This is a genomic window from Streptomyces sp. NPDC021212 (assembly GCF_044332925.1).
GTDB lineage: Bacteria > Actinomycetota > Actinomycetes > Streptomycetales > Streptomycetaceae > Streptomyces.
Map to the genome: position 1 here is coordinate 223640 of NZ_JBIRPZ010000005.1, position 25440 is coordinate 249079.

A 25440-nucleotide genomic window follows, 5' to 3' on the forward strand; every position below is an offset into this window, starting at 1 on the left:
TCGGCCAGGGCGGGGGGCGAACGTTGCGGTGACGCTGTCGGCGTTCGGTGGTCCCTGGCCGTCAGGTGATGGTGAAGGCCTGGGCGTTGGAGGTCCCGCCGCAGGTGTGGACCGTGATGGTCCCGGCGCCGGTGGCGAGCCCGCCGGGCACGGTGGCGACGAGCTGGGTGCCGCTGATGGGTGTGAAGACCGCGGTGGCGGTGGCGGCGGCACTGTCGGTGAAGGTGACGGTGTCGACGCCGACGAAGGAGGTTCCGGTGATGGTGACGGTGTCCCCGGCCGTGCCCGTGGCGGGAGCCACCGTGGTGATGGCGGGCGTGAGGTAGTAGTCGACCAGGGTGGTGCCCGACGCGCTGGTGCCGCCCGCCGTGGTGATGGTCACCGCCTGGGTCGACACGGCGCCGACCTGCCCCGGGTTGGCCGGGGCGGTGAAGGTGACCTGGTTGGTCTGCGTCGGGGTGACCGCGACGTTGCCGACGGTGCCCACCCCGACCTGTGTGCCGGTCAGGAAGTTGGTGCCGAAGAGTGTCGCCGTGCCACCGGTGGCGGCCGGCAGGCAGCTGACGCTCAGGGCCGTGGTCGTCGGCGCGGCGATGACGAAGAACGGCAGTGCGTTGCTGGTGGCGCCAGTATTGCTGGACACGCTGACGGCGACCTGGCCGGAGCACGGTGCCGTGCTGGGCACGACGAAGGTGACCTGGGTGGCGGTGACGCCGGTCGGGGTGACCGTTGCCGCACCGAAGTTCACCCTGGTGGTGGTGGCCATCGCGGTGCCATTGATCTGGACGGTGTCTCCGGGCTTGCCCTGGTTGGTGGTGGTGGTCGTGTCCACCACGGAGGTGATGGTTGCCATGATCCTTCTCCTTCGATGCTGCCGCTTCGCCGGGGGCGCGGGGAGCTGGCCGACGGCCGACGCGCTCCGTGGCCGTGGAGGGGCGTCCCGGCGAGCGGGAAGGGCGGGTGAAAGACCCGTGGCCTCGGGGCCGGCGCCTGGGGGCGGGTCTTCGTGAGGAAGCGACTCGGCGCCGCCATCGAGGAGCGCCGTCAATCTCGCTGCTTCCGATTTAACCCATCGGGTGAAGGGGCCGGAAGGTGGAATGGGGGCAACCAGGAATTCATGTGTAAATAGGGTTAAAAACGGTTAACGGGTTTTCTCTGCCGTCGTACGCCCCCCTCGAAGACTCTCGAAGACTTCTCGAAAAAGAAGCGGGGCGGGTGGGCGGCCCCAGCCGTCCACCCGCCCGCCGTATGCGTGGCGCGTACGTGCCCTACGCCGCGGCCTCCTCGGCGCCCCGGCCCTCCTGCTCGGCCTCCACCTCCTGGTTCCATTCCCGCTTCGACGCCTGCCAGCCGTCCTCGTTGTGGCCGCGCCGCCAGTAGCCGGAGATGGACAGCCACTCGCGCGGCACCTCGCGCTCCAGCCGCAGATGGCGGCGGATCTCCTTCACGAAGCCCGCCTCGCCGTGCACGAAGGCGTGCACCTGGCCGGCCGGGAACTCCAGCCCGCGGACGGCCGCCACCAGCGCCTCGCCGACCGGCGCGGTGCCCCGGTGCAGCCACACCACCTCGGCGCCGTCCGGCACCGCCAGTTTGTGCTCCTCCTCCGGCCCCGCGACCTCGATGAAGGCGTGCACCGGGGCCCGGTCCGCGCCCTGGGCCCGGTGGGTCAGCCGCTCCAGCGCGGCGGCGATCGCGGGCAGCGCGCTCTCGTCGCCGGCGAGCAGATGCCAGCCGGCGTCCTCGCGCGGGGCGTACGCGCCGCCCGGCCCCTGGAACCAGATCTCCTCGCCGGGCCGCACCCGCGCCGCCCACGGCCCGGCCAGGCCCTCGTCGCCGTGGACCACGAAGTCGAGCGTCAGCTCGCGGGCCGCCGGGTCCCAGGCGCGCACCGTGTACGTACGGGTGACCGGCCACTGCTCGCGCGGGAACTCCTCGCGGATCCGCGCCGGATCGAACGGCTCGGGGTACGCCACGCCCTCGGCGGGGAACAGCAGCTTGACGTAGTGATCCGTCCATTCACCGGCGCTGAAATCGGCGAGGCCGCCGCCACCGAGCACCACCCGCACCATGTGCGGGGTCAGCCGGTCGGTGCGCACCACCTGCGCCCGGTGGGGCGCCGGACGTTTACGGGCCGGACGTTCCGCCATGGCCGCCTCCTTGATCGACAGTCAGTTAGGTTAAGCTAACCTAACACTTTATTTCTCAAGAGTGGAGAGCAGTCGGCGTAGGGATCCACCCAGTCCCCAGCGCTCCGCGAGGGCGTCCACCGCGCGCGGGTCGCGGGGCGCCCGCGGCACGGCGGCGTCGAACGGGGGCAGCGGGACGTCCGAGGCTACCCGGACGACCTTCGGGGCGACCGCGAGATACGGCCGCGCCTCGTCCAGCCGCTTGCGCTGCGTGGGGGTCAGCTTCGAGCCGGGGTCGTCGACCGCGGCCATGATCCCGGCCAGGTCGCCATGGGCGGCCAGCAGCTTGGCGGCGGTCTTCTCGCCGATCCCGGGAACCCCGGGCAGACCATCGCTCGGGTCGCCGCGCAGCAGCGCCAGATCCGCGTACCCCGCGCCGTCCACCCCGTACTTCTCGCGCAGCAGGGCCTCGTCCACCAGTTGCAGCGTGCCGACGCCCTTGACCGGGTAGAGCACCCGCGCCCGGCGCTCGTCGCTGACCAGCTGGTAGAGGTCGCGGTCGCCGGTGACGATGTCGACCGGGCCGGCAGCGCGACCGGCGAGCGTGCCGATCACGTCGTCCGCCTCGTAGCCCGCCGAGCCCACCCGGGCGATGCCGATCGCGTCCAGCACCGCGTCGATCACCGGGACCTGCGGGGAGAGGGTGTCCGGCACCTCCTCCTGGTCGACCGCGGCAGCCTCCGGTGCCTCCTCGGCGACCCGGTGCGCCTTGTACGTGGGGATCAGCTCGACCCGCCACGCGGGCCGCCAGTCGAAGTCCATGCAGGCGACCAGGTCGTCCGGCCGGTGGTCCTGGACCAGCCGGGCGATGAAGTCGAGCAATCCACGTACGGCATTCACCGGAGTGCCATCGGGAGCCCTGACCGAATCAGGCACCCCGAAATAGGCACGAAAGTACAACGAAGCGGTATCGAGAAGCATCAGTCGTCGGGTCACGCCTCGATGATGCCGTACGTCAGTGACACCGCCGGACTGGGAATGTGAGCTGGGTCACCGTATGGTTTACGCCATAAGGAGCGGGGCAGGTGCGCGCCCGGAGCGAAGCCGATGCGTGATCCAACTATTGCGTAAGGCATACGGTCCGGTGTCGTCTGTTCCACGACCTGCCGGCGGGGGTGGCGGGTCGTTTTTTTGGTGAGACCTGAGAGGTATATGTGTCCAAACTGCGAGCCGAAGGCCTGTACAAGGTGTTCGGCAGAAGACCCGATGAGGCGGTAGCCGATCTCGAGGGCGGTGCGGACCGCGAGAAACTGCGGGCGGAGGGTACGACGGCTGCGGTCATCGACGCCTCCTTCGCGGTCGAGGCGGGCCAGACATTCGTTGTCATGGGTCTGTCCGGATCCGGTAAGTCCACGCTGCTGCGCATGCTGAACGGGCTGCTGGAGCCGACCGCCGGACGCGTCCTCTTCGACGACGACGACCTCACCGCGCTCAGCTCGCGCGATCTGCGCCAGGTGCGCTCCCACAAGATCAGCATGGTCTTCCAGCACTTCGCGCTCTTCCCGCACCGCACGGTGCTGGAGAACGCCGGGTACGGCCTGGAGGTCCAGGGCATACCGGCCGAGGAGCGCGTGAAGCGCGCCACCGAGGCCCTGGAGATGGTCGGCCTGGCCGGCTGGGAGAAGTCCTGGCCCGACGAGCTGTCCGGCGGTATGCAGCAGCGCGTGGGCCTCGCCCGCGCCCTGGCCACCGACGCCGACGTGCTGCTGATGGACGAGTCCTTCAGCGCGCTCGACCCGCTGATCCGCCGCGATATGCAGGACCAGCTGGTGCAGCTCCAGAAGCGGCTCAAGAAGACCATCGTCTTCATCACCCACGACCTCAACGAGGCCATGCGCCTCGGCGACCGCATCGCCGTCATGCGCGACGGCCGGATCGTCCAGATCGGCACCGCCGAGGACATCCTGGTCACCCCGGCCAACGACTACGTCGCCTCCTTCACCCAGGACGTCGACCGGTCCCGGGTGCTCACCGCCGGGGCGATCATGTCGGACCCGGCCGAGGTGCTGGGCACCACCGCCGACGACGGCACGCCGCTGCGCACCGAGCAGGACGTGCTGGACGCGGCCCCCGCCACCGTCGGCACCGACACCCCGATCGTCGAGCTGTTCACCCCCTGCTCGCGCAGCGGCACCGCGGTCGCGGTGACCAACGGTGACGGCACCCTCGTCGGCGTCATCGCCCGCGCCCGGCTGCTCGCCGTCCTCGGCGACGGGGACACCGGTGGTGATGGCGCGACGCCGCCGTCACCCGGCGGCGGGGACGCGCCCGAGTCCGCGAAGAAGGTGATCACCGGTGCCTAGGCTCGAACTCGGCGACTGGATCAATTCCGGCGTCAACTGGCTCCGTGACAACCTGAGCTGGCTCTTCGACTTCATCTCCTCCGTCGTGCAGGGCATGTACGACGGGGTGAACGCGGTGCTCACCGCCCCCCAGCCGCTGCTGCTCGCGGGCATCCTCGCCGTGCTCGCCTGGTGGCTGCGCGGGCTGCTGCCCGCCGTCCTCGCCTTCGCCGGCTTCGCGCTCATCGATTCGATCGAGCTGTGGACCGAGGCGATGAACACCCTCGCGCTGGTGCTGGTCGCCGGCGCGATCACCATCGTGTTCGCGGTGCCGCTGGGTATCTGGGCGTCCCGCAACCGCGCCGTGAGTGCGTCGATCCGCCCGGTGCTGGACTTCATGCAGACGATGCCCGCCTTCGTCTACCTGATCCCCGGCATCTTCTTCTTCGGCCTCGGGGTCGTCCCCGGTGTCGTCGCGACCGTCATCTTCTCGATGCCCCCGGGCGTCCGCATGACGGAGCTGGGCATCCGCCAGGTCGACGCCGAGCTGGTCGAGGCGGCCGACGCCTTCGGCACCCATCCGCGCCGCACCCTGCTGCGGGTCCAGCTGCCGCTGGCCCTGCCCACCATCATGGCGGGCATCAACCAGGTGATCATGCTGGCGCTGTCCATGGTCGTGATCGCGGGCATGGTCGGCGCCGAGGGCCTGGGGTCGACCGTCTTCCAGGCGATCAGCTCCGTGGACGTGGCCATGGGCTTCGAGGGCGGCATCGCGGTCGTCATCCTGGCCATGTACCTGGACCGGATGACCAGCGCGCTCAATCAGCGCGTCTCCCCGCTGGCCCGCCGCGCGCTGGCCAAGGAGCGGGCCAAGGCGCTCAGTGGCACGAAGGTGCTCCACTGGCGGCCCGCGACCTCGGTCGCCATGGTCGGCGTGGTCGTCCTGGCGCTGGTCGCCGGCGGTATGAAGATGTTCGGCGGCAACGAGAGCGGACCCACCGTCTCCGCCAACGTCGGCAAGGGCCAGTCGGTCAACCTCGGCTACATCAACTGGGACGAGGGCGTCGCCTCCACCTTCCTGTGGAAGGAGCTGCTGGAGGAGCGCGGCTTCAAGCCCAAGGTGCAGTCGTACGACGTCGGCGCCCTGTGGACCGGCATGGCCGCGGGCAACATCGACATGCAGACCGACGCCTGGCTCCCGGCCACCCACGCCACGTACTGGGCGAAGTACAAGGACAAGCTGGAGAACCTCGGCTCCTGGTACGACAAGACCTCCCTGGAGGTCGCGGTCCCCTCGTACGTCAAGGGCGTGAAGTCCCTCGACGACCTCAAGTCCAAGTCCGGCACCTTCCAGAAGAAGATCATCGGCATCGAGCCCGGCGCCGGTGAGATGAAGCTGATGCAGGACAAGGTCATGCCGGGGTACGGCCTGAACAAGGACTACCAGCTGGTCAAGGGCTCCACCGCGGCGATGCTCTCCCAACTGGAGCGCTCCTACGCCAAGAAGGAGCCGATCGCGGTCACCCTGTGGTCCCCGCACTGGGCGTACGACAAGTACAAGCTCACCAAGCTGAAGGACCCCAAGGGCGCCTTCGGCAAGGGCGACCACATCGACACGATCGCGCGCAAGGGCTTCTCGAAGAAGAACCCGCAGATCGCCAAGTGGATGAAGAACTTCAAGCTGGGCGAGAAGCAGCTCACCAGCCTGGAGTCGGCCATCCAGGACGCCGGTAAGGGCAAGGAGCAGCAGGGCGTGCGCGCCTGGCTGAAGGACAACCCGGGGATCGCGAACAAGCTCGCCCCGGTGCCCGGCGGCGCCGACCAGAAGGGCAAGGACGCGGGCGCCGCGCCGCAGATCGGCTACTTCCCGTGGGACGAGGACATCGCGACCACGTACCTGTGGAAGAACGTCCTGGAGAAGCGGGGCTACAAGCCGTCGATCAAGCAGTACGACGTCGGCTCGATGTTCACCGGGATGAGCACCGGCCAGGTCGACGTCGAGTTCGACGGCTGGTTGCCGGTCGCGCAGAAGCAGTACTGGGACAGATACAAGAAGAATCTGGTCGATGTCGGTTCCTGGTACGACAAGACCTCTCTTGAGATCGCCGTGCCCTCGTACGTTAAGGACGTGAAGTCCCTGGCCGACCTCAAGGGGAAGGCCGACCTCTTCAAGGGCAAGATCGTCGGCATCGAGCCGGGCACCGGCGAGATGAAGATCCTCAAGAGCAAGGTCCTGAAGACATACGGCCTGGACAAGGAGTACACGGTCTCCGACGGTTCCTCCCCGGCGATGCTGGCGCAGCTGGAGCGCAGCTACGCCAAGAAGGAGCCGGTGGCCGTCGTCCTGTGGACCCCGCACTGGGCGTACAGCAAGTACAAGCTCACCAAGCTCGCGGACCCGGAGAAGGCCTTCGGGGCGAACAACCAGCTCCACACTCTCGCCAACAAGTCCTTCCCGAAGAAGTTCCCCGAGTTCAACGGGTGGCTGAAGAAGTGGCACATGACGGAGAAGGAGCTCGCGACGCTGGAGCAGGCCGTGCAGGACGCGGGCAAGGGCAACGAGGAGAAGGGCGTCCAGAAGTGGATCGACGCCCACCCCGGCATCGTCGACAAGATGGCGCCGGTCACCCCCTGACCGCCGCCCCCGCGCGGTGACACCCGCCGCCGCGGTCCGGAGCCCCGATCGCTCCGGACCGCGGCGGCGGCCGTTTGTGCGGGGCCCGGTCGCGTGTGGCCGTACGGTGGTGCGATGAGTCCTCGTGTCCCGCGTGACCGCGTACGCAGCGTGGTGTCCCTGGTGCCCTCGCTCACCGAGTCCGTCGCCGCCACCGCGCCCGGCCTGCTGACCGGGGTGACCGACTGGTGCAGCCATCCGCCCGGTCTGCGCGCGGAGCGCGTCGGCGGTACCAAGAACCCCGACACCGCCCGGATCGCGGCCCTCGCCCCGGACCTCGTCCTCGCCAACGAGGAGGAGAACCGCGCCCCCGACCTGGCCGCGCTGCGCGCCGCCGGGCTGGAGGTGATGGTGACCGAGGTACGGACGCTGGAGCAGGCGTTCGCCGAGCTGGAACGCGTCCTGGTGCACGGCTGCGGGCTGCCGCGGCCCGGCTGGCTGGACGAGGCCGAGGCCGCCTGGGCGGACGTCCTCACCACTGGTGTGGAGCGCCGGGCCGTGGTTCCCGTATGGCGGCGGCCGTGGATGGTGCTGGGCCGGGACACCTTCGCCGGCGATCTGCTGGCCCGGCTGGGCGTACGGCAGCTGTACGCGGAGCACCCCGAGCGCTACCCCCGGATCCCCCTCGACGAGTTGACCGGGTGCGGCGCCGAGCTGGTGGTGCTGCCGGACGAGCCGTACCGCTTCACGGCCGACGACGGGCCCGAGGCGTTCCCCGGGCTGCCCGCCGCGCTTGTCAGCGGCCGCCATCTGACCTGGTACGGCCCCTCGCTGGCGGAGGCACCCGCCGTCCTCGGCGCGGCGCTCGCGGCGGCCCGCTGAAGCTCAGGGCGCGAGCAGCGTGCCGCGCGCCAGACCGAGCGCCGTGCGCGCCGCGACCAGCCCCCACGCCGCGACCAGCGCGCCGTAGAGCCCCACCGCCAGCCAGCCGAACGCGTGCGAACCCGTGTGCCGGGACAGCGCCGCCGCCCCCGTCACGCAGGTGCCCACCGGAAAGGTGAACCCCCACCAGGTCATCGCGAACGGCATCCCGCGCCGCGCCGTCCGCACCACCAGCGCCCCGGCCGACGCCAGCCACAGCAGCGCGAACCCCATCACCGGCACCCCGTACACCACCGAGGCGAACCGGGCGGCGGCAAGCCCGCCCGCGCCCGCCGTATAGGCCGCGGCGTCGGCCATGCCGCCCGCGGCCGTCGTGGACTGCCCGAGCGGGCCCAGCACGAGGAAGAGCGCGGGCGTCAGCACCGCCGGGAGAGGGCCGTGGCGGACCAGCCGGTCGAAGATCAGCGGCAGCATCAGGAACGTCCCCAGCAGGCTCGCCCCGGCCAGCGCCACGCATCCCAGCAGCAGGGCCTCCCGCCCCTGCCCGGGCGGCAGATGCGGCACCAGCGCCGGACCGGTCGCCGCCGACACCATCGGCGCCACGACCGGCAGCAGCCACACCGGGGACGCCTCCCCGGGGCCGATCCGGTGCCTTGCGACCATCAGGCCCGGGATCCCGGCCGCCGTCAGCAGGGCGGCGAGCGTTCCGGCCGCCCACAGGGCCGCGTCCACGGCCACCGCCGCCCGTACGCCGATCACCTCCGCCCCCACCGACAGCGTCGCCGCGCCGACCGCCGTCAGCGCCATGGGGAGGCAGCCGTGGAAGGGCGCGACCGCCGGGTCGAGGAGGTCGGCGCGGGCCCGGTCGCGATGGCGCGCCCAGTGCGCCGCGCGGGCGGCCAGCACGGCGCCGAGCAGCAGCACCGACAGCCCCCACACCACCCGGCAGACGCCGCCAAGACCTGGGACGCGCACCGGCAGCCCGGCGCCCGCGGTGGCCACGATCGCGGTGCCCATCACCGTGGCGTACCAGTTCGGGCCGAGGCCGCGTACGGACGGCCGGGGGCGGCCCCGGACGGTGGCGGCGGGGAGGGGCGGGGCGGGTGCGACAGTGACCATGAACGCACCCTCACCCGCCGCCAGGCCGCCCACCAGGCCCCTTCCCCCTATGGGGGCATAAGCTGACGTGATGAGCGAGCAGGGCCGGAAGAGCCCCACACCCGGCGGCGACGGCCTGACGGCCACCCCTCTCGCCCACCGCGTCCCCGATCTCGGCGCACTGGAGCTGCTGCTCGCCGTCGCCCGACTCGGCAGCCTCGGCCGCGCCGCCCGCGAGCTGGGCATCACCCAGCCCGCCGCGAGCAGCCGGATCCGGGCGATGGAACGGCGGCTGGGCGTCGCGCTCGTGGACCGCTCGCCGCGCGGCTCCCGGCTCACCGCACCCGGGGCGCTCGTCACGGACTGGGCGCGGCGCGTGGTGGAGGCGGCCGAGGCGTTCGACGCGGGCGTCCACGCGCTGCGCGACCGCCGTGACTCCCGGCTGCGGGTCGCCGCCAGCATGACGATCGCCGAGTATCTGCTGCCCGGCTGGCTGATCGCCCTGCGCGCGCTGCGCCCCGGCACCGCCGTCTCGCTCCTCGCCGGGAACACGGCGGCCGTCGCCGCGCGGCTGCTGGACGGCGAGGCGGACATCGGCTTCGTCGAGGGCCTGGACACCCCGAGCGGGCTGGACGCCATCGTCATCGGCCACGACCGCCTCACCGTGGTCACCGCCCCCGGACACCCCTGGGCCCGCCGCCGCACCCCGCCGGCCGCCGCAGAACTGGCCGCCACGCCGCTCATCCTCCGCGAGCGCGGCTCCGGCACCCGGCAGGTGCTGGATGCCGCCCTCGCGGCCCACGGCGGGCTCGCCGCGCCCCTGCTGGAGCTGGCCTCCACGACCGCCGTCAAGGCGGCGGCGGTGAGCGGGGCGGGCCCCGCGGTGCTCAGCCGCCTGGCCGTCGGCGAGGAACTGGCCGCCCGCCGCCTCGTGGAGATCGCGGTCCCGGACATCCCCCTCCGCCGCGACCTGCGCGCCGTCTGGCGGTCCGGCCCCCACCCCACCGGCCCGGCCCGTGACCTGCTCGGCCTGACGCGGCCGGGCCCGGCTCCCACCGTCTGAGCCGGGCCGCGACCGCTCAGGCACGCGTCATATGTGCAGGTCGCAGCACCCGTCGCGCCGCAACTGCCGCCCCACCTCCAGCCAGTGGTCCGCCGACTGCCCGTGCGCCGCGGCTCCGGCGGTCGCCGGGAACGCCTCGACGAGTTGCCGCTGCTCGTACGGCACCCCGCCGCGCAGCACCGAGACCGTCCGTACCATCGAGTCGAAGTCGGTGAAGGGATCGCCGTCCACGACCGTCAGGTCCGCCAGCTTGCCGACCTCCAGGGTGCCCAGATCCCGCTCCGCGCCGAACGCCCGCGCCGGGAGGACGGTCACCGTGCGCAGCGCCTCCGCGGGCGACATCCCGAACCGGTGCAACGCCCGCAGCCCCATGTGCAGATGGAGCCCCACCGGCGCCAGCGGCTGGTCCGTCCCCAGGGCGACCACACCACCCCCGGCGAGGATCCGCCGGTATATGTCGATCTCGGTGCGCAGGGTCGCCAGCTGGGCGTCGGTCGGCGGCGTTCCGGCGAGCTGCCGCACCAGGGCGGTGTCCCACGGCGGCATCAGCCGGGTGACCCGCTCGTCCTCGGCCAGCGAGGGATCCGCGCCGACCAGCGGCTGGGCGGCGAACGGCGTGGCGATCAGCCGGAAGTCGGAGGCCGTGTAGATCTCCTCCACGTCCTGCCGGGCCCGCCCGGTCGCCGACGTCACATGCCCGAACTCCAGCCGCTGGGTGGCCTGGAGATGGGTCGTCAGGTCCTGCCCGAGCTGTATGCCGGGCGTGCACAGATGGCTGCCGGAGCGCACCCCGAGCCGGTCGTGCGCGAAGCGGGCGGCCTCCTCCATGATCCAGCCGGGCGCGCGGACGTACGTCTTCACGAAGTCCCAGTCGAGCGCCGCGGCGCGGTCCAGCGAGCGCCGCAGCCCGTCCCGGGTGCGGTGCGCCCGGCCCATGCTGTACGCCACCCGCGGCCCGTCCAGCAGCTCCCCGGTGGCCAGCAGCCGCGGCCCGGCCAGCGCACCCGCCGCGACGGCCTCCCGCAGCCGCGCCTGCTCGTAGGCGAAGCCGCCGAACGAGACGGCGGTGGTGATGCCGTACGCGAGCTGCAGAGAGGTCTGGCGGCCGCCGTACGTGTACTGCCACGGGTGGGTGTGGGCGTCCCACAGCCCGGGGACGATCGTATGGGCCGAGGCGTCGATACGGCGCTTCGCCGGCCGCCCGCCGCGGTGCGCCTCGACGGTGGCGATCCGCCCGCCGCGCACCACGATGTCGACGTCCTCGCGGACCGTCCCCCCACCGCCCGTGCCGTCCCAGACCCTCCCGGCGTGCACCACGGTGTCGGCCGGGCGCGGCCGCCGGTGGTCGAGCGGGACGCGCACCGTACGGACGTCCATGCTCGCGACGTCCAGCAGCCGCAGTTTGCCCGCCGACAGATACAGGATGCTGCCCGAGTCCGCGGACCAGGAGGGATGGTCGGCCGCCTCGTCGGTCAGCCGGCGCGGGTCGCCGTCCGGTCTCCCGTCGGGCCGGACGGGCAGCAGCCACAGGGCGGACTCGGCGACGACGGCCATGTGGCGGCCGTCCGGGGACCAGACGGGGCCGGAATCATAGCGGTCGGTGAGGGAGGTGTGCGGCGCGACGGCGTGCAGCTTCGCGGTGCCGCTGCCGGTGTCGACGACCCGGATGAGGTTGTAGCCCTCGCGGAATCGCCGGTTCAGCCGGTTGCGGTCGCACAGGGCGACATACCGGCCGTCCGGCGACCAGGTCGGCCGCCCGGGCAGCCCGCCCGCCCCGAGCGGCGCGGCCAGGACCCGCTCCGTACCGGCGCCGAGATCCCGTAGAACGAGGTTTCCCGACATGTCGATACTGGCGAGCCGTTTCCCGTCGGGGGAGAGCGCGGGGTGCACCCGGCCGCCGGAGGCGAGCACCGTCTCCTTGCCGGAGGCGAGATCCCGGCGGCGCACGGCGAGCAGCCCGTCGCGGTCGTCGGCGTACACCAGGGCGCGCCCGTCGCGCGTCCAGGAGGGCGCGAGCAGATACCGGGTGGCGTCCGCCCGTACGACCCGGCGCGGGGCGCGGCCTCCCGAAACGTCCCCGATCCACAGGGAGTTGAGCGCGGCGAAGGCCACCTTGCGGCCGTCGGGCGACAGCGCGGGCAGATGCAGCCCGCGCACCGGACGCGCCCCGCCGCCCTCGAAGTCGTACCGCTTGACCGTGTACCGGGGGCGGTCGACCGGCAGGGTGGCGGCGAACGGAATCTCCTCGCCCTTGGCCGGCGCGTCGGGGCGCACCAGCCGGAACCGCCCGTCCACCGTCAGCAGCAGTTCCCCGCGCGAGACCCATCGCGGCGGCACCGGCTGCACATCGCCCTCGACCTTGACCGCCGCGCCGTCCACGACCAGCGTGCAGGACGCGTCGGGCGCGACGGTGGTGCGCAGATAGGCGAGCTTGCCGTCCGCCGACACGGACGGCGTCATCACCTGGGCGCCCGTGGTCGCGTCGGTGCGCAGGGCGGTCACCGGTCCGGTGCCGTCCGCCCGTACGGAGGCCACCGTACGGGCGTCCAGGGCGGTCTCGGCGGGCACGCCGCGCACGAACAGCACGCGCTCGCCGTCCGGGGACCAGGTGGGGTCGAAGTCCTCCCAGGCGCCGTCCTGGAGCGGCCCGTCCTGGCCGGGCAGCCCGGTCAGCCGGGTCAGCTCGCCGCTCGCCACGTCCAGCACCCACACCCGGTACGGGCTGCCCGCCACCGGATCGCCGCCGCGCTCGGAGGCGAAGGCGATCCGGGTGCCGTCGGGCGACCAGGCCGGACCGCGGTCGTCCCACGGCCCGTCCGTGCGCTGCCGCACATCGGAACCGTCGGGCCGCAGCGTCCAGATGTGGAAGCCGCCGCCCCGGTATGCGCACACGGCCAGCAGCTTCCCGTCGGGGGAGTGGACCGGACGGGTGGGCTCCAGATCGGGCGGGGTGAGCGCGACGGCGTCACCACCCTTACGGGGGACGGACCACAGCACGTTCTGGACCTCGGCGATCAGCCGGTCGCCGGAGGGGGAGAGGGACGCGGCGCCGTTGGTGGCCGCCGTGAAGGAGAGCGAGACCCGCCGCGCCTCCGCCCGGGCCGCGGCCTGGGCCACCGCTTCGGCCGGGATCGCGGTGCCGGCGGCGACGGCGGCCCCCGCGGCGGCCGCCTGCAGCAGCCGCCGCCGGGAGAGGGGGCTTTCTGATGTGGCATCAGGTGCTTCGGGTGTAACCAACGATCCTCCTGGTACAGGGAGTTGCACGGTCAGGAGTTGCAAGTGGTACGGAAAGCGCTTGATCGTTACACACCGCCCGTGCCCCCGGTCAACACCCCGTCAACACCCGTCCAAGGCCTTGGCTCGGCGGCCCGGCGAGGGGAGAGTGGGATTCCGCCCTCATCCCATCGGCTCAGGAGACGAAGACGCATGCCAGCTGGCGGCATCACCCATCGCACGGACCACCTGACCGCCCCGGACGGCGTGCGCGTCGCGACGTACACCTGGCAGCCGGAGGCGGGCACCGCGCGCGCGATCGTCCAGATCGCCCACGGCGCCGCCGAACACGCCCGCCGCTACGACCGGTTCGCCCGCTTCCTGGCCGGACACGGCTACGTGGTCGTCGCCTCCGACCACCGCGGCCACGGGGCGACCGCCGAGTCCACCGGCGGCCTCGGGGTCGTCGGTGAGGTGGGTGACGTGGGTGACTTCGGCGACGAGGGTGACGGCTGGCGGGCGATCGTCGCGGACCTGCGCGCCATCGGCGACCGGGCCCGCGCCGACCACCCCGGACTGCCGCTGGTCCTGCTCGGCCACAGCATGGGCTCCATGCTGGCCCGCGACTGCGCCCAGGAGTACGGCGCGGAACTGGCCGGGCTGATCCTCTCCGGCACCTTCCGCTCGCTGCCGGGCGCGGAGATCGAGGGCGCGATGGCGGACATCGAACGGGAGATCGCGGAACGCGGCCGTACCGCCCTGTCCACCTTCACCCCCACGCTCTTCGCCTCGTTCAACGACCCGTACGAGTTCGGAACGGGCTTCGAATGGCTCTCCCGGGACCGGGCCGAGGTCGCCGCCTACGCGGCCGACGACCACTGCGGCTTCCCCTTCAGTACCGGACTCTCGCTGGACTGGCTGCGCGCCGTCCGCAAGGTCAACGACCCGCGCAACCAGGCCCGCGTCCCGGCCGGACTCCCGGTCCACCTGGCGGTGGGCACCGAGGACCCCTGCAACCAGCGGATGACCCTGGTCTACGAACTCCTGGAGGACTTCCGCTACGGCGGCACCCGCGACCTGAGCTGGAAGGGCTACCACGGCGCCCGGCACGAGATCCTCAACGAGACCAACCGCGACGAGGTGCAGCAGGACCTCCTGGACTGGCTCGACAAGCACGTCTGAGCCGCCGTCGTCACGTACGCCGCAGAAACCCGCCGATCCGCGTCCGCAGCGACACCGCGTCCAGCCCCTGCCCCGCCAGATGCTCCTCGATCGTCCCGTAGCGCCGCAGCTCGCGCCGGGCGATGCCGAGCCCGAGCACCCGGTGCGGTACGTCGGCGAGGGCGTCGTTCGCGGCCGCCGTCGACGTACCCGCGAGATACGGCTCCACGAGCACGACGTCCGCCCCGGCGGTGTTCGTGGCGGCCCGCAGCACGCGCCCGTCGAAGGGGCGCACGGTCGTGGCGTACAGCACGGTCACGTCCAGCCCCTCGACGGCCGCGAGCACGCCGTCGAGCATCGGCCCGACCGCGACCACCACCCCGCCACGCCCCTCCCGCACGGTCAGGAACCGCCCCGGGGTGATGGCCCGCGGCGCCGCGTTGGCGTGCGCCGACAGCCGTACGTACACCGAGTCGTCCCCGGCGGCGGCCGCGTCCCGCAGCAGCGCCTCGGCCTCGTCGGGGTGGCCGGGGACGTGCACCGTCCAGCCGTCGAGGGTGTCCAGCAGGGCGACGTCACCGGGCGCCATATGGGTGAAGCCGCCCGCGGGCCAGTCGTACGAGCCCGCCGCGCTCACCAGCACCCCGCCCACCCCCTGATGCCCGAAGTCCAGCTTCACCTGCTCGAACGGCCGCTCGACCAGAAAGCTGGCGAAGGTGTGCAGGATCGGTCGCATCCCGGTCAGCGCCAGCCCGCCGCCGACACCGACGAGCAGCTGCTCGCGGATGCCGACGTTGATCACCCGGTCGGGATGGGCGCGCTGGGCGCCCGCGAAGCCGTCCTTGCCGATCTCCGCCAGGACGACGGCCAGCCGGGGGTCGTCGTCGAGGAGACGGGAGACGGTGGAGGCGAAGCGTTCACGCATGGTGTCCACGAGAGAATCCCCTGAAAACGTCGTGATCGGTGGCCTGATGGCCTCATGAGTCCTTGGCGGCGACCCGGGCGACGACGACGCGCGGCCGCCCCGGATGCGGTGCGGTGAAGGCGTCGTACAGCGCGTCGTGGTCCCGCCCGTCGACCGTCGCCGCGGACCAGCCCGCGGCCTCGAACCGGGCGGCGATGCCGCCGGGCCGGCCGTAGGTGGCGGAGGCGTTGTCGATGACGACCGTGTGCAGCCGCCCCAGCCCGGCGGCGCCCGCGTACGCGATCGCCTCGTGGTTGCTCCCCTCGTCCAGCTCGGCGTCGCCGATCAGCACCCACACGGCCGGTCCGCCGCCCCCGTCGAGCCCCTGCGCCCGCAGTCCCAGCGCCGTCCCCACCCCCAGCGGCAGCCCATGCCCGAGCGAACCGCTGCTGATCTCGGCCCCCGGCACCAGCACCCGATCCGGATGGTGGCCCAGCGGCGAGTCGTACGAGCCGAACCCCGGCAGCAGCGAGTCGGCGAAGAATCCCTTGGCCGCGAGCACGGCGTAGTACGCCATCGGCCCGTGCCCCTTGGACAGCAGAAACCGGTCCCGCCCGGGATCGTCCACCGTCTCGGGCGAGACGCGCAGCACGCGGTCGTACAGCACCCAGAGCGCATCGAGCGTGGAGGTGGCCGCGGGCCCGTGCTTCTCGTCGCCGGTCATCAGGCTCATCAGTCGCGGAAGGTCGGTGTAGGTCGAGGTCATACCGAGAGCCTGCAACTTAAAGTCAACTTGAAGTCAAGCGCGAGCATCGCCGCCCTCACCCCGACGAGCCCGCCGCCCCCGCCCCGCCCTCGGCGACACCCCGCCACCCCCCGCGAACAGCCCGTAACCCCGGGTCGCTCCCGGACCCCAGCAGGGGTGGAAGCGAGCACCCCCTGAAGTGCGGTATTGTTCTTCATGCGCGCCCGGCAAGGGGGAAACCCCGGGCCGGACAAGCACCGGGACGTGGCGCAGTTTGGTAGCGCACTTGACTGGGGGTCAAGGGGTCGCAGGTTCAAATCCTGTCGTCCCGACGGTGCGACAAGGCCCGCTGACAGGGAGAAATCCCAGGTCAGCGGGCCTTTCGTCAATCCGGAAGGCAGCCTCCGCTTAAGTGTCCGTCAGAGGTCCGGGGACCAGCTGGGGACCACGGCAGGGAAGAAACCCCAGATCGGAGCCTTATCGCTGGGGACCAAGATCATCTCGGTCCAGGTGACGATTGTCGGGTTCCTACAGTGCCCGCAAAGACGCGGCCAGTTGCTCCGAGGGTGCCCGAGCCCCGGACAGATGGGCGCTGAGGGACCGGCCCGCCTCCGCGATCGCCCGCAGATCGGGGTGGAGATACCGCTGAGTGGTCATCAGCGACCCGTGACCCGCGATGACGCGCAGCACATGCAAGGGGACTCCGGCGTCGGCCATCCAGGTCAGCCCCGTATGCCGCAGGTCGTGGCGGCGCAGATGCTCCAGACCGAGGGAGGTGACCACCTCGTCCCAGTGGGTGGCGTCCCGCAGCACCGCGGTGGAGATGCGTCCCCCGCGGGGCCCGGTAAACAGCCGCGCCTCGGGATCGCGCCCGGTGACCAGCAGGCGCTGGGAGACCAGGGGACGCACTTCCTCGATCAGCGGGACCCGGCGGGCCATCTTGCCCTTGGTGCCCTTGTCGACCAGCCCCCCAGGCGAGGGAGTGGTCTGACGGCGCACGGTCCAGACCCAGTTGACCGGGTCGATGTCCTTGACCCGTATCCCGGAGACCTCACCGATGCGGGCCGCGGTGCAGGCAGCGAAGGTGACGACGCTGCCCCAGCCCGCGTACTGGCCATACGAGCGCTGCACCAGGGCATCGGCGAGCGTGGTCAGGGCGTCCCAGTCGGGCAGCGCCAGAGTACGAGGGTCGTCGAGTTCGTCCTCGGCCCGCTGGTATTCGGACTGCCAGCCGGATATCCGCGTGGGGTTGATTTGTATGAGACCGTCCCGCACCGCCTGCTGCATCACCCTCGCCAGCACGGCCAGACTGTTCTTCACGGTCGAGCGCCCGACGCCGTCAGCGATCCAGCCGTACACACTGCGGTCCACGGCACCGTTGCTGACCTGCGTCACCGGGATATGGCCCAAGGTGGGCACCACCCGCAGCCGCCAGCCGGCCAGGTACGGATCGCTGGTCTTGGCCTCCAGCCCGCGCATCGCCAGCCTCATGTTGGCGTTGCCGTAGGTGGCCAACGACTGGGTGGAGGTGGCCGGGTCGATACCGCGCAACGCTGCCGCAGTCAGGGCATCGATCCAATCCTGCGCCTCATCAATGGTGGCGTGGGCCTCCGAGATCGACGGGCGCTTCTTGGTGACCGGATCGGTCCACCGCACCCGGGCCCGATACGGCAGCGGGCGTCCGGGACGGTGCTCGATATCGGGGGAGAGCGAGACGGCGATCGGCAGCCGCTCGACGTGCGGCATCAGGCAGCCTGCCCGGGAACGGTGCGCCGCTCGGCGAGCCACTGCCGCACATCAACGGCGCTGTAGAGGACCACGCGCCCGGACAACCGGACGAACGGCGGGCCTTGGGCAGGGCGCGCGGTGCGCCAGCGGCGCAAGGTCGAGGCATCGACCTTCAGAAGCCGGGCGAGTTCCTCGGTGGTGTACCACGGATCGGCTGCCGCGGCGGGCGGTGCATTGTCGGTGGTGGGGTGGAGCGGGGTGGCGCGGTGAGGCATCTACGTCCTGAGGGAAGGGGAGGAAAATGGGCAGGGGCGAGCCGGCCGGGAAATACTCGGCCGATGCGCTGATCAGATTTGGACCACACACCGTGCGGTAAGACCGGCGTGAAGTCCACCCCAAACAGGGAAGTTCTCCGCCGGAGAACGGCTCCTCGGGAAAGCGCAGTAAACAGCGGACAGTGACCAGCCATCACACGTATCTCCTTCGATGCTGCTGGGGCAGGTACTGGTGGGCGATGCGTGACGCCCTGTTGGAAGGCAATGTGCGCCGCGACGCAGAACCCAGTGTGGTCGGAAACGCCGGTTTGGCTAACCGGCGATCCGCGTGTATAAAGCCGCGGCCTCTTCAGAAATCCGGCGGTGAGGCAAAGCGAGAGCGCGCGGACTTGGCGATATTCCGCATGGACGTTGGATGGCGCGACTATCGGGATTGCACTGGATGGGCTTCACACCGCGTCGACCGTGCCAGGTTTTGACCGGGAGGCGCCGCCGCTGACGTGGAGTCCATCCCGCGCGGGATCAGTTGTCGCGGAAGAGACCAGCGAGCGCGGTGACCTGCTGCGATGTGCGGCAGTGGTGCTCTGGCCAGCATGGATGATCTTTCGGGTGTTTCACGCTCGTGCCGGTTGATGGGGCTGGAAGTCCCAGAAAAGTCCCAGAGGACTCCCACGGTGGACTGACACCCCTTCGGCTTTACTCAGCGTGCGGCAGCGCGGCGTGGGCTGGAGCCTGTGCACTGATGGTCCGCCTTGCCCGAACGGCACCACGGGTTCCTAGAGCAGCGTGTTGTCGACAAGGGTGCTTGAACCTGGATGTCAAGTGGCTGGCGTTCGGCCGATGCCTTGCGGGATCGTTGGCTCCTGATGATCGACGACGACTCTGCGGTCGCCGACGGCGGTAAGCTGGCGGAGCCTGCCAAGCCTCGGTCGCCCTATAGCGAGCGGCCCGTCGCGCGTGCCCGGCGGGCGAAGGCGCAGGAGCTGATCGAGCAGCTCGTCGCCGAGGGGTGCGTCCAGATCACTGATCCCGATGACGACGAGGTCGCGGAATGGCGGCGCGTCGTCAATTACGCGAAGCGCCACAACCTGGAGCCAGCGGGCAAACGTATCGAGAAGGTCCCTTATGGCGGGCCGGGGCTGGAGCTGTTCCTTGCGGAGGGACCGCATCCCAACGCGCGGAGTCAGCGGCCGAAGGCGGACGGGGGTCGGTCCTTGTCCCCGCACGACTGGGGCACCTGCATCCGGTGGTGGCTGCGCTCAAAGGCGACAAGAGTCGGCTGGTGATGCCGTCTGCGCTGCGCCGTAGGTCGCTTCTGCTGTTGCAGGGTCTGTCGGCTGAGGCGGTACGGCGAGGGTATGAGGTGCGGAAGGCACGGTCGTCCTTCTTCCCGCGCGAGAGCGGAGTGGACGTCGTTGTCGACGGCTTCGCGTACACCGTCTCCGTCAGGCAGGAGTTCCCGGAGTCCACGGATCCGGAGCGCTCCGCTCGTCTCGTCGTGGAGCTTGCCCATGGTCTGACCGGTCGGCCCGGTCGCTGGCGGGATCGTAAGAGCCGGACGCTTGAAGAAGCCTTGGGTGTGATCCTTGGAGAGGTCGAGGCGCGAGCTGTCGAGGACGCTCGGCGTCGGCAGGATGAACAGCAGGCCAGGGCAGAACGTGAAGTTCGTTGGCAAGCGGCCATGGACGTGGCGAAGGAACAAGCTGTTCGCGAGCAGCTTGCCCAGGTGCTGCGTGAAGAGGCCGGGGGGTGGCAAGAAGCGGCTGCCCTCAGCGCGTACTGCATGGCGCTGGAACGTCGTATCGGTGAGTTGGACGGCGCCGTGGATGAGTCGGCTCTGGACTCGGCCCGACGCTGGTTGGAGTGGGCAAGGGGATATGTGAAGTCGATAGACCCCTTGAGCGGGCTTCCAGAGATGCCGCACTCACGTGAACCCACGTCGGAGGAGCTTAAGCCGCACCTCAGGGGATGGAGCCCCTACGGACCGGAACGGCGTGGCTGAGGGCGATGTGAGCGGGTGGGGTGGCGCGGCGGTCTACCCGGGGCAATTCTCTCGCGCTGCCCCGGCCGCCTCGCCGTGGTCTCCCCAGCCCCTGAGGCCCGGACACTGTCGGGCACATCCTCGCTAGCGTGATCTGTGGCAGCACGCATGCCACACCTGTGTTGAGAAGTAGGTACTCGTGTTGTCGATGACCCACCACTTGGAGTGCGTCGCGATCCTTGAACCGACCCTGAGGGCTCCTGACCCGCGGTTTATCGATGCGCATTATGTGCGGTGTCAGGCACGCCGTTTGGCAGGTCAGGCCCTGTCAGGGTGGCGTATATCAATGAGGTGTCCGAGGGTGGGTGACGCCCTGCGCGGAGCTGCTGGGCCCAGGTGGCCAGTTGTCCCGGAAAGGGACCAGCGAGGGGGCATGGTGACCTCTGAGTAGTGCGAATGGACTTTCGGTTGTTTCACGCTCGTGTGTCTTCGTCTACTTGATCGCTGGGTGCTGGGGGCCTGTCCCCGAGTGCGCGGGTGGAGGGTCTGCTGAGCTGGTGAGAGTTCACCGTCTGGTGGTTGGCCGATCGGGGTGGTGACCCAGGGCCCTGCGCCGATGTGGGAACGGTCGGCGACGATCACCCGGGGGCGAGCGTGATGGTCAAGGTGACCGCGTTGTGCACGTGGAGTTGATCGGCTCCGTTCTGCCGTGCGATCGATCGGGCGTCAGTGGCGAGCCGCGCGTAGACGCGGGGTGCTGGGTTCTCATCGAGAGCGAGGGCGAGCGGGCGCGTGATCTCCCGGGCGATCCATCCGAGGAAGACGCCATGGTGCTGGACCTGGATGGCGTTCGGGTCGGCCTCGTTGCTGGGCGCGCGGACGAGGTCGAGGGGGGTGCCGGCCGGCAGCTGCGAGAGGTGGGCGTCGTTGCCGCTGTGGCGGACGCCGCGCAGGGGGCAGGTGAAGGTCCCGGTGCCGCTGAGGATCGCTGCCTGGGTGGCTCGGGGGCTGCGGCGTTCGGTGCTGCGGATGAGGAGTCGGGCGGTCTCGGGGTCGGTGAGCGTGGTGATCTCGTCGGTGGGGAGCTGGCTGAGCCAGTCGAGGAACTGGCGGAAGGTCGGCTCCGGGTAGGGGCATTTGGCGGCGAGGGTGGTCGCGGTGGCGCGGTCGTGGATGCCGATGCTGGAGGCGTAGCAGGCGGCGGGGCTGCCGACCCCGTATTTGATCATGGCGGGGAGTGCGACCAAGTGGCCCTCGGCGGGGACGCCGCGCCGGAGTTCGAGGATCTGGAGCAGCGCGGAGACGACCCAGGCGAGGTCCTGGACGATGATCTTGTCTATCGCGCTGGTCGTCGCGGTGATGTCGGGGGTGAGCAGGTTGCCTTGGTGTCTCTGGTGAAGGTCGGCTGCCGGGAGGCCGGCGATCCAGTCGGTGGCCAGGGGTACGAGTGCGGGGGCGGCGACCTTCTTCTGGCGGATGCCGCGCTGGACTTCGTGCACGTCCGCGGCGAGGGTCAGGATGAGGCGCTGCAGGCTGGACCAGTGCTCGGCGGTGAGCAGTTCGGGTCGTACGTCGAGAACGGTCTGGATCTGCTCGGCAGCGGCGAGCGCGTCGGTGCCGCCACGGACGCTGAGGCCGGAGCGGACGATCGCGGCGCGTGCGGGCCGGTCGGGCAGGCGCTGGGCGATGGCGGCGACGCGGCGGGCGGAGAAGCGGGCCAGCGGGGCCAAAGACCAACCCTCGGCCCCGAGTTGGTGTCCGGCGAGGGTGTCGCCGAGGAGTGCCTGGGCAGCCTGTTCGAGGAGGTGCTGGTCGGGAGTGTCGACGACCTCCTCGGCGAGCAGGGCCAGGAGCTGGATGTCCAGTCCCTCGGCCCACTCGGCCAGTTTCCCGCCGTCGGGGTCGGCCAGGTCCAGCGCCGTCAGATCCTCGCCGGCGCCGGGCCGGTGGCCCAGACGGGCGATGACCAGCTCGTAGTAGAGCCAGCCGAGTGTGGAGACGACTGGTTCGATCCTGTCCCGGTCCAGATAGTGGCGGCGCAGTTCCTGAGCGGCGTTGGAGTCCTTGGCGATCAGCACGACGTGGCCTTCGGTCTCCTGGCCGGCGCGGCCGGCCCGCCCGGCAGTGTTCCAGAAGTCGCGGACGCTGACCCGCTCGCCCTGGCCGCGCCAGGTGTCGGGCACGAGGACGGTCTTGGTGGGTAGGTTCATGCCCTGGGACAGGGTGCTGGTCGCGCACAAGACCCGGAGTGCCCCATTGCGGTAGGCGCGCTCGAGGGAGTTGCGGACGGCTTGGGGGACCTCGGCGTGGTGGTAGGCGTAGCCCCCGAGGACCATGAGGGCCAACTCGTGGCTGGTGCCGATGTGCCGGCCGATCTCGGCGGAGGCTTCCAGGCGCCGGCGGGCGACCTCGGGGCTGAAGGAGCCGTCCGCGGTTCCGAGTTTGGGCGCGCCCTCCTTCTTCAGGGCTTCGCCCAGGGCCTTGGCGGCGGCGCGGGCCTTGACCTTGGTGGGCTGGGCGATGAGGACGGGGCCGAGCCGGTCGAAGTGCAGGGCCAGGGCTGCGGCGACGTCCTTGGGCGCGCTGGGGAAGAGGTTGACGCGCTTCTTGTGCCGGGTCAGGACGCGGGGGAGGAAGAACTCGCCGTTGCCGGCGTTGCCGTAGTCGATGGCGCCCTGTTGGCCGTCGGCGTCGCGGCCGCGCCAGGAGAAGACCCCCATTCGCAGGCGCGAGGGTGACCAGTTGATGCTGGCGAGGTTGGTGGCGTCGGCGTCGGGGTCGAGCCAGCGGGCGAGGTCCTCGCCGTTGGGCAGAACGGCGGAGAGCAGTAGGAGGCGGGCGGCCGGGGCGGTGCGGCGGATACGGGTCAGCAGCATCTCCAGGCGCAGTCCGCGCTCGGAGCGGTCGATGGAGTGGCCCTCGTCAACGAGGACTAGGGCGAGGCGTGCCGCCAGTTCGGGCATGTTGCGCAGCAGCAGGTCGAGTTTTTCGCTGGTGACGACGAGGACGTCGGTGAAGTCCAGGAGTTGCATCTCGTAGCGGACGTGCTCGGCACCGCCGAAGAGGGAGGAGACCCTCAGGCCGAGCAGTTCGAGGCTCTCGGCCATGTGCCGCTCGACCTGGGCGGCGAGGGCGCGGGTGGGGACGACGTAGACGGCGAGCCGGGAGACGAGCCGCCAGCGGTTCTCGTCGCCGGGACGGGGGGCGAGGGCATGGAGGATGGCCCACTCGGCGATGTGGGTCTTGCCCGCCGAGGTGGGCATGGTCACCGTCATGTTCCGCGCTGAGGCGTCGACCAGGCCGGCGTCCAGGGCGGCGCGTTGGGAGGGCCACACCTGGATGACGGGCCGCTCGGCGACGATCAGAGCCTTGAGGTAGTGCTCCCACAGGCGGCCCCAGGTGGACGCGCGGCGCAGCAGCAGCCAGGGCGAGGTGGCGACGATGTCCTCGGCGACGTGGGCGAGGGAGTCGATCAGGGTCCAGGTGTCGGCCACCGAGGCGTCCAGCAGGATGGAGGCGGCCTTGCGCAGGTCGGCGACGGCCGCGCGGCCGGCGGCCCGGTTGCCGGTACGCCAGAGGGCGGCGAGGTTGCGGGCGGCCCGTCCGGCGAGGCCGTAGGCGGCGAGCACGGCGGCGTCCGCCACATCGGCTCGTCCCTCGGCGGTTTCCCCCAGGAGCCGCTGCCCCAGGACGCGAAGGTCGTCGGCAGCCTGTTGGGCCAGGCGCGAGACCTCGTCGAGGTCGCGGCGCAGGACTGCACCGGTCAGTTCGGCGATCCGGTACGGAGCGGCCGTGGTCGGCGTTTCGAAGACCTCGAGCTCACCGAGGGCGAACAAGGACCGCGCCTCGCGGGTGAAAGCGGCGGCGAGAGTAGCGGCGTTGGCCTGGTAGCCGGCCAGACTCCACATTGCCGCGGCGATCGCCAGCAGTTCCACACGCCGGTGGTGCGCTGCCTCGTACCTGTCGGCGAGATCGGCGTACGCCTCGGCGATCTCCGTCAGCGGGCCGGGATCAGCGCGCCGTTCGCGCGGGGTGCGGGTGAGCTGACCAAGCCGGGCGAGGGTCAGGCCGTGACGCATGCCGTCGAGGTCGTACGTGTAGGCGACGGGGGCGCCTTCAAGGCTGATCTGGTCGCCCAGGACATGCGAGCGCAGCTGGGCGCGCAGGCCCGGGGCGGCTTCGCCGTCGGTGAGGACTTCCTCGCCGAGCCGGTGGATGGTGCCGTTGTAGTCCTTCACGCAGCGTTGTCCTTGCTGGTCTCGGTACGGCGGGGGCCCGCGCTGGTTTCGGCGGCCTGGTAGACGCGGGTCACGAAGTCCTTAAGCCCGCTGATCTTGACGACCGTCAGCTCGGTGCGCTGGGTCACAACGCCTGCTAGGAGGTCGACGACGTCGTCCTTCCAGACGAGGGCGTCGTGGACGAAGACCATGTGCCGTTCCACCACCCGCTCTTTGGGGCGGCGCAGCAGAGCGGCGAGGTGCCGCACGAGGAACTGGTGGTCGCGCTCAGCGCAGCGGGCCAGGGCGAAGTGGAGGCTCTCGTCGAGGCGGTCGAGGACCTTCTCCAGACTGTCGTTCGCCTCCTTCCCTAGATCGCGTTTGCGGGTGGCTCGGGTCTTGACCTCGGGCACGGCGATCACCGGCGGCGTCTGGCGGAAGCGGAAGGCCAGCACGTCTGTGCCCTGTACGGCTTGGCCCGGGGTCTGCTTGTAGCGCAGCTTCAGGATCGGCACGCACCAGCGGCGCACCCTCCGGTACAGGCCGGCGGTGACGACCTCACCGAAGTCCCCGTGGCGGACGATGATATCGGCTGGGAACTTGTTGACGCGCAGGTAATCCGCGACCTCCGGAGACCCCAGGTCATCGAACACGAGCGCGAGCTCGCTCGGGTTGAGGTAGTTGCGGGCTACATCATGGCCGAGCTGGCCCATCAGCTCCTTCTCATCGAGCTCGCCGGACTCGACGAGAGCCTCATAGCGCAGCTCGCCCTCCGGCTGCTCTACCGGCTCCTGCTCCAGCCACTTGCCGAACATGCGCACCCCCGAACTCGCTAGCCCTCCCGTATCCTCATTGTCGCGTATGCCAGAGCTGTACAAGTACAGGATTGGGAGTCTCTGACCCCAGTGGTGCCCAGGTGCACTGGTCTTCGGCTGGCGGGGCGCGAAGCGGACCTTTTGCCCGAGATGGGCGTTGCCTGTTGAATGGCCTCGGGCCTGTCGGTGGGACCCTCTACATTTTCGGGTGCGGACCAGAGCCGTCACTGGGCAGCCTCTCAGCAGGGGCTCCGCTGCATCTGTGTCAGGAAGGAC

18 protein-coding genes and 1 tRNA gene are annotated in these 25440 nt (G+C 70.9%); 8 read left to right on the top strand and 11 right to left on the bottom strand.

The window, feature by feature from the left end:
* Positions 1-61: 61 nt before the first annotated feature.
* The 3 genes from ACH4SI_RS15680 to ACH4SI_RS15690 all read right to left on the bottom strand — a co-directional run bounded on the left by ACH4SI_RS15680 (position 62) and on the right by ACH4SI_RS15690 (position 3107).
* On the bottom strand, positions 62-853 hold the full coding sequence (locus tag ACH4SI_RS15680) for an IPT/TIG domain-containing protein (protein WP_398296248.1): 792 nt from the start codon (positions 851-853) through the stop codon (positions 62-64).
* Between the two features lie 415 nt (positions 854-1268).
* Positions 1269-2147 (bottom strand): siderophore-interacting protein, encoded by an 879-nt coding sequence (locus ACH4SI_RS15685; RefSeq protein ID WP_398296249.1) that lies wholly within the window; start codon positions 2145-2147, stop codon positions 1269-1271.
* A 48-nt stretch (positions 2148-2195) separates the two neighbouring features.
* Positions 2196-3107: a 5'-3' exonuclease H3TH domain-containing protein gene (locus tag ACH4SI_RS15690; RefSeq protein WP_398296554.1), complete on the bottom strand. Its 912-nt coding sequence runs from the start codon at positions 3105-3107 to the stop codon at positions 2196-2198.
* 233 nt (positions 3108-3340) lie between these two features.
* On the opposite strand from ACH4SI_RS15690, the gene ACH4SI_RS15695 reads away from it, so the two are divergent.
* The 3 genes from ACH4SI_RS15695 (at position 3341) to ACH4SI_RS15705 (ending at position 7964) form a co-directional block, all read left to right on the top strand.
* Complete coding sequence (locus ACH4SI_RS15695; RefSeq protein ID WP_398296250.1) at positions 3341-4489, top strand: glycine betaine/L-proline ABC transporter ATP-binding protein; 1149 nt, start codon at positions 3341-3343, stop codon at positions 4487-4489.
* Positions 4482-7103, top strand: a complete 2622-nt coding sequence (locus tag ACH4SI_RS15700; RefSeq protein WP_398296251.1) for an ABC transporter permease/substrate binding protein — start codon at positions 4482-4484, stop codon at positions 7101-7103. The genes ACH4SI_RS15695 and ACH4SI_RS15700 overlap by 8 nt, the downstream gene beginning before the upstream one ends.
* A gap of 114 nt (positions 7104-7217) precedes the next feature.
* Entirely contained in the window at positions 7218-7964 is a 747-nt protein-coding gene (locus ACH4SI_RS15705; RefSeq protein WP_398296252.1) for a helical backbone metal receptor, read from the top strand.
* 3 nt (positions 7965-7967) lie between these two features.
* Here ACH4SI_RS15705 and ACH4SI_RS15710 read toward each other — a convergent pair whose 3' ends face one another.
* Positions 7968-9083 (bottom strand): TDT family transporter, encoded by a 1116-nt coding sequence (locus ACH4SI_RS15710; protein ID WP_398296253.1) that lies wholly within the window; start codon positions 9081-9083, stop codon positions 7968-7970.
* 70 nt (positions 9084-9153) lie between these two features.
* On the opposite strand from ACH4SI_RS15710, the gene ACH4SI_RS15715 reads away from it, so the two are divergent.
* Positions 9154-10125 carry a LysR family transcriptional regulator gene (locus ACH4SI_RS15715; RefSeq protein ID WP_398296254.1) on the top strand — a complete coding sequence of 324 codons (972 nt, stop codon included), beginning with the start codon at positions 9154-9156 and terminating at the stop codon, positions 10123-10125.
* A 27-nt stretch (positions 10126-10152) separates the two neighbouring features.
* On the opposite strand, the gene ACH4SI_RS15720 is transcribed toward ACH4SI_RS15715, so the two are convergent.
* A complete protein-coding gene (locus ACH4SI_RS15720) occupies positions 10153-13362 on the bottom strand; it encodes an amidohydrolase family protein (RefSeq protein WP_398296255.1) in 3210 nt (1069 codons plus the stop codon).
* A gap of 189 nt (positions 13363-13551) precedes the next feature.
* Here ACH4SI_RS15720 and ACH4SI_RS15725 point away from each other — a divergent pair, with 189 nt between their 5' ends.
* Positions 13552-14520, top strand: a complete 969-nt coding sequence (locus ACH4SI_RS15725) for an alpha/beta fold hydrolase (RefSeq protein ID WP_398296256.1) — start codon at positions 13552-13554, stop codon at positions 14518-14520.
* Between the two features lie 10 nt (positions 14521-14530).
* On the opposite strand, the gene ACH4SI_RS15730 is transcribed toward ACH4SI_RS15725, so the two are convergent.
* Positions 14531-15433, bottom strand: a complete 903-nt coding sequence (locus tag ACH4SI_RS15730; protein ID WP_398296257.1) for a transketolase family protein — start codon at positions 15431-15433, stop codon at positions 14531-14533.
* A 43-nt stretch (positions 15434-15476) separates the two neighbouring features.
* Entirely contained in the window at positions 15477-16169 is a 693-nt protein-coding gene (locus ACH4SI_RS15735; protein WP_398296259.1) for a transketolase, read from the bottom strand.
* 237 nt (positions 16170-16406) lie between these two features.
* Between ACH4SI_RS15735 and ACH4SI_RS15740 the strand changes: the two genes are divergently transcribed.
* Positions 16407-16480: transfer RNA gene (locus ACH4SI_RS15740), tRNA-Pro, on the top strand.
* A gap of 196 nt (positions 16481-16676) precedes the next feature.
* Here the strand turns inward: ACH4SI_RS15740 and ACH4SI_RS15745 are convergent.
* Complete coding sequence (locus ACH4SI_RS15745) at positions 16677-17894, bottom strand: tyrosine-type recombinase/integrase (protein ID WP_398296260.1); 1218 nt, start codon at positions 17892-17894, stop codon at positions 16677-16679.
* Entirely contained in the window at positions 17894-18151 is a 258-nt protein-coding gene (locus ACH4SI_RS15750) for a helix-turn-helix transcriptional regulator (protein ID WP_398296261.1), read from the bottom strand. The genes ACH4SI_RS15745 and ACH4SI_RS15750 overlap by 1 nt, the downstream gene beginning before the upstream one ends.
* A gap of 866 nt (positions 18152-19017) precedes the next feature.
* On the opposite strand from ACH4SI_RS15750, the gene ACH4SI_RS15755 reads away from it, so the two are divergent.
* Together ACH4SI_RS15755 and ACH4SI_RS15760 are read left to right on the top strand one after the other, a co-directional pair.
* Positions 19018-19437 carry a hypothetical protein gene (locus tag ACH4SI_RS15755; RefSeq protein WP_398296262.1) on the top strand — a complete coding sequence of 140 codons (420 nt, stop codon included), beginning with the start codon at positions 19018-19020 and terminating at the stop codon, positions 19435-19437.
* Positions 19401-20153 (top strand): hypothetical protein, encoded by a 753-nt coding sequence (locus ACH4SI_RS15760; protein ID WP_398296263.1) that lies wholly within the window; start codon positions 19401-19403, stop codon positions 20151-20153. The genes ACH4SI_RS15755 and ACH4SI_RS15760 overlap by 37 nt, the downstream gene beginning before the upstream one ends.
* 617 nt (positions 20154-20770) lie before the next feature.
* Here the strand turns inward: ACH4SI_RS15760 and ACH4SI_RS15765 are convergent.
* Positions 20771-24370: a DEAD/DEAH box helicase gene (locus ACH4SI_RS15765; RefSeq protein WP_398296265.1), complete on the bottom strand. Its 3600-nt coding sequence runs from the start codon at positions 24368-24370 to the stop codon at positions 20771-20773.
* Positions 24367-25164, bottom strand: a complete 798-nt coding sequence (locus tag ACH4SI_RS15770; RefSeq protein ID WP_398296266.1) for a hypothetical protein — start codon at positions 25162-25164, stop codon at positions 24367-24369. The genes ACH4SI_RS15765 and ACH4SI_RS15770 overlap by 4 nt, the downstream gene beginning before the upstream one ends.
* Positions 25165-25440: the final 276 nt, after the last annotated feature.

Bases quoted from the DNA above. Each gene is read 5' to 3' on its own strand.
- ACH4SI_RS15755 (WP_398296262.1), top strand. From the start codon at position 19,018: ATGATCGACGACGACTCTGCGGTCGCCGACGGCGGTAAGCTGGCGGAG.
- ACH4SI_RS15685 (WP_398296249.1), bottom strand. From the start codon at position 2,147: ATGGCGGAACGTCCGGCCCGTAAACGTCCGGCGCCCCACCGGGCGCAG.
- ACH4SI_RS15710 (WP_398296253.1), bottom strand. From the start codon at position 9,083: ATGGTCACTGTCGCACCCGCCCCGCCCCTCCCCGCCGCCACCGTCCGG.
- ACH4SI_RS15705 (WP_398296252.1), top strand. From the start codon at position 7,218: ATGAGTCCTCGTGTCCCGCGTGACCGCGTACGCAGCGTGGTGTCCCTG.
- ACH4SI_RS15715 (WP_398296254.1), top strand. From the start codon at position 9,154: ATGAGCGAGCAGGGCCGGAAGAGCCCCACACCCGGCGGCGACGGCCTG.
- ACH4SI_RS15745 (WP_398296260.1), bottom strand. From the start codon at position 17,894: ATGCCGCACGTCGAGCGGCTGCCGATCGCCGTCTCGCTCTCCCCCGAT.
- ACH4SI_RS15770 (WP_398296266.1), bottom strand. From the start codon at position 25,164: ATGTTCGGCAAGTGGCTGGAGCAGGAGCCGGTAGAGCAGCCGGAGGGC.
- ACH4SI_RS15725 (WP_398296256.1), top strand. From the start codon at position 13,552: ATGCCAGCTGGCGGCATCACCCATCGCACGGACCACCTGACCGCCCCG.
- ACH4SI_RS15680 (WP_398296248.1), bottom strand. From the start codon at position 853: ATGGCAACCATCACCTCCGTGGTGGACACGACCACCACCACCAACCAG.
- ACH4SI_RS15735 (WP_398296259.1), bottom strand. From the start codon at position 16,169: ATGACCTCGACCTACACCGACCTTCCGCGACTGATGAGCCTGATGACC.
- ACH4SI_RS15690 (WP_398296554.1), bottom strand. From the start codon at position 3,107: ATGCTTCTCGATACCGCTTCGTTGTACTTTCGTGCCTATTTCGGGGTG.
- ACH4SI_RS15750 (WP_398296261.1), bottom strand. From the start codon at position 18,151: ATGCCTCACCGCGCCACCCCGCTCCACCCCACCACCGACAATGCACCG.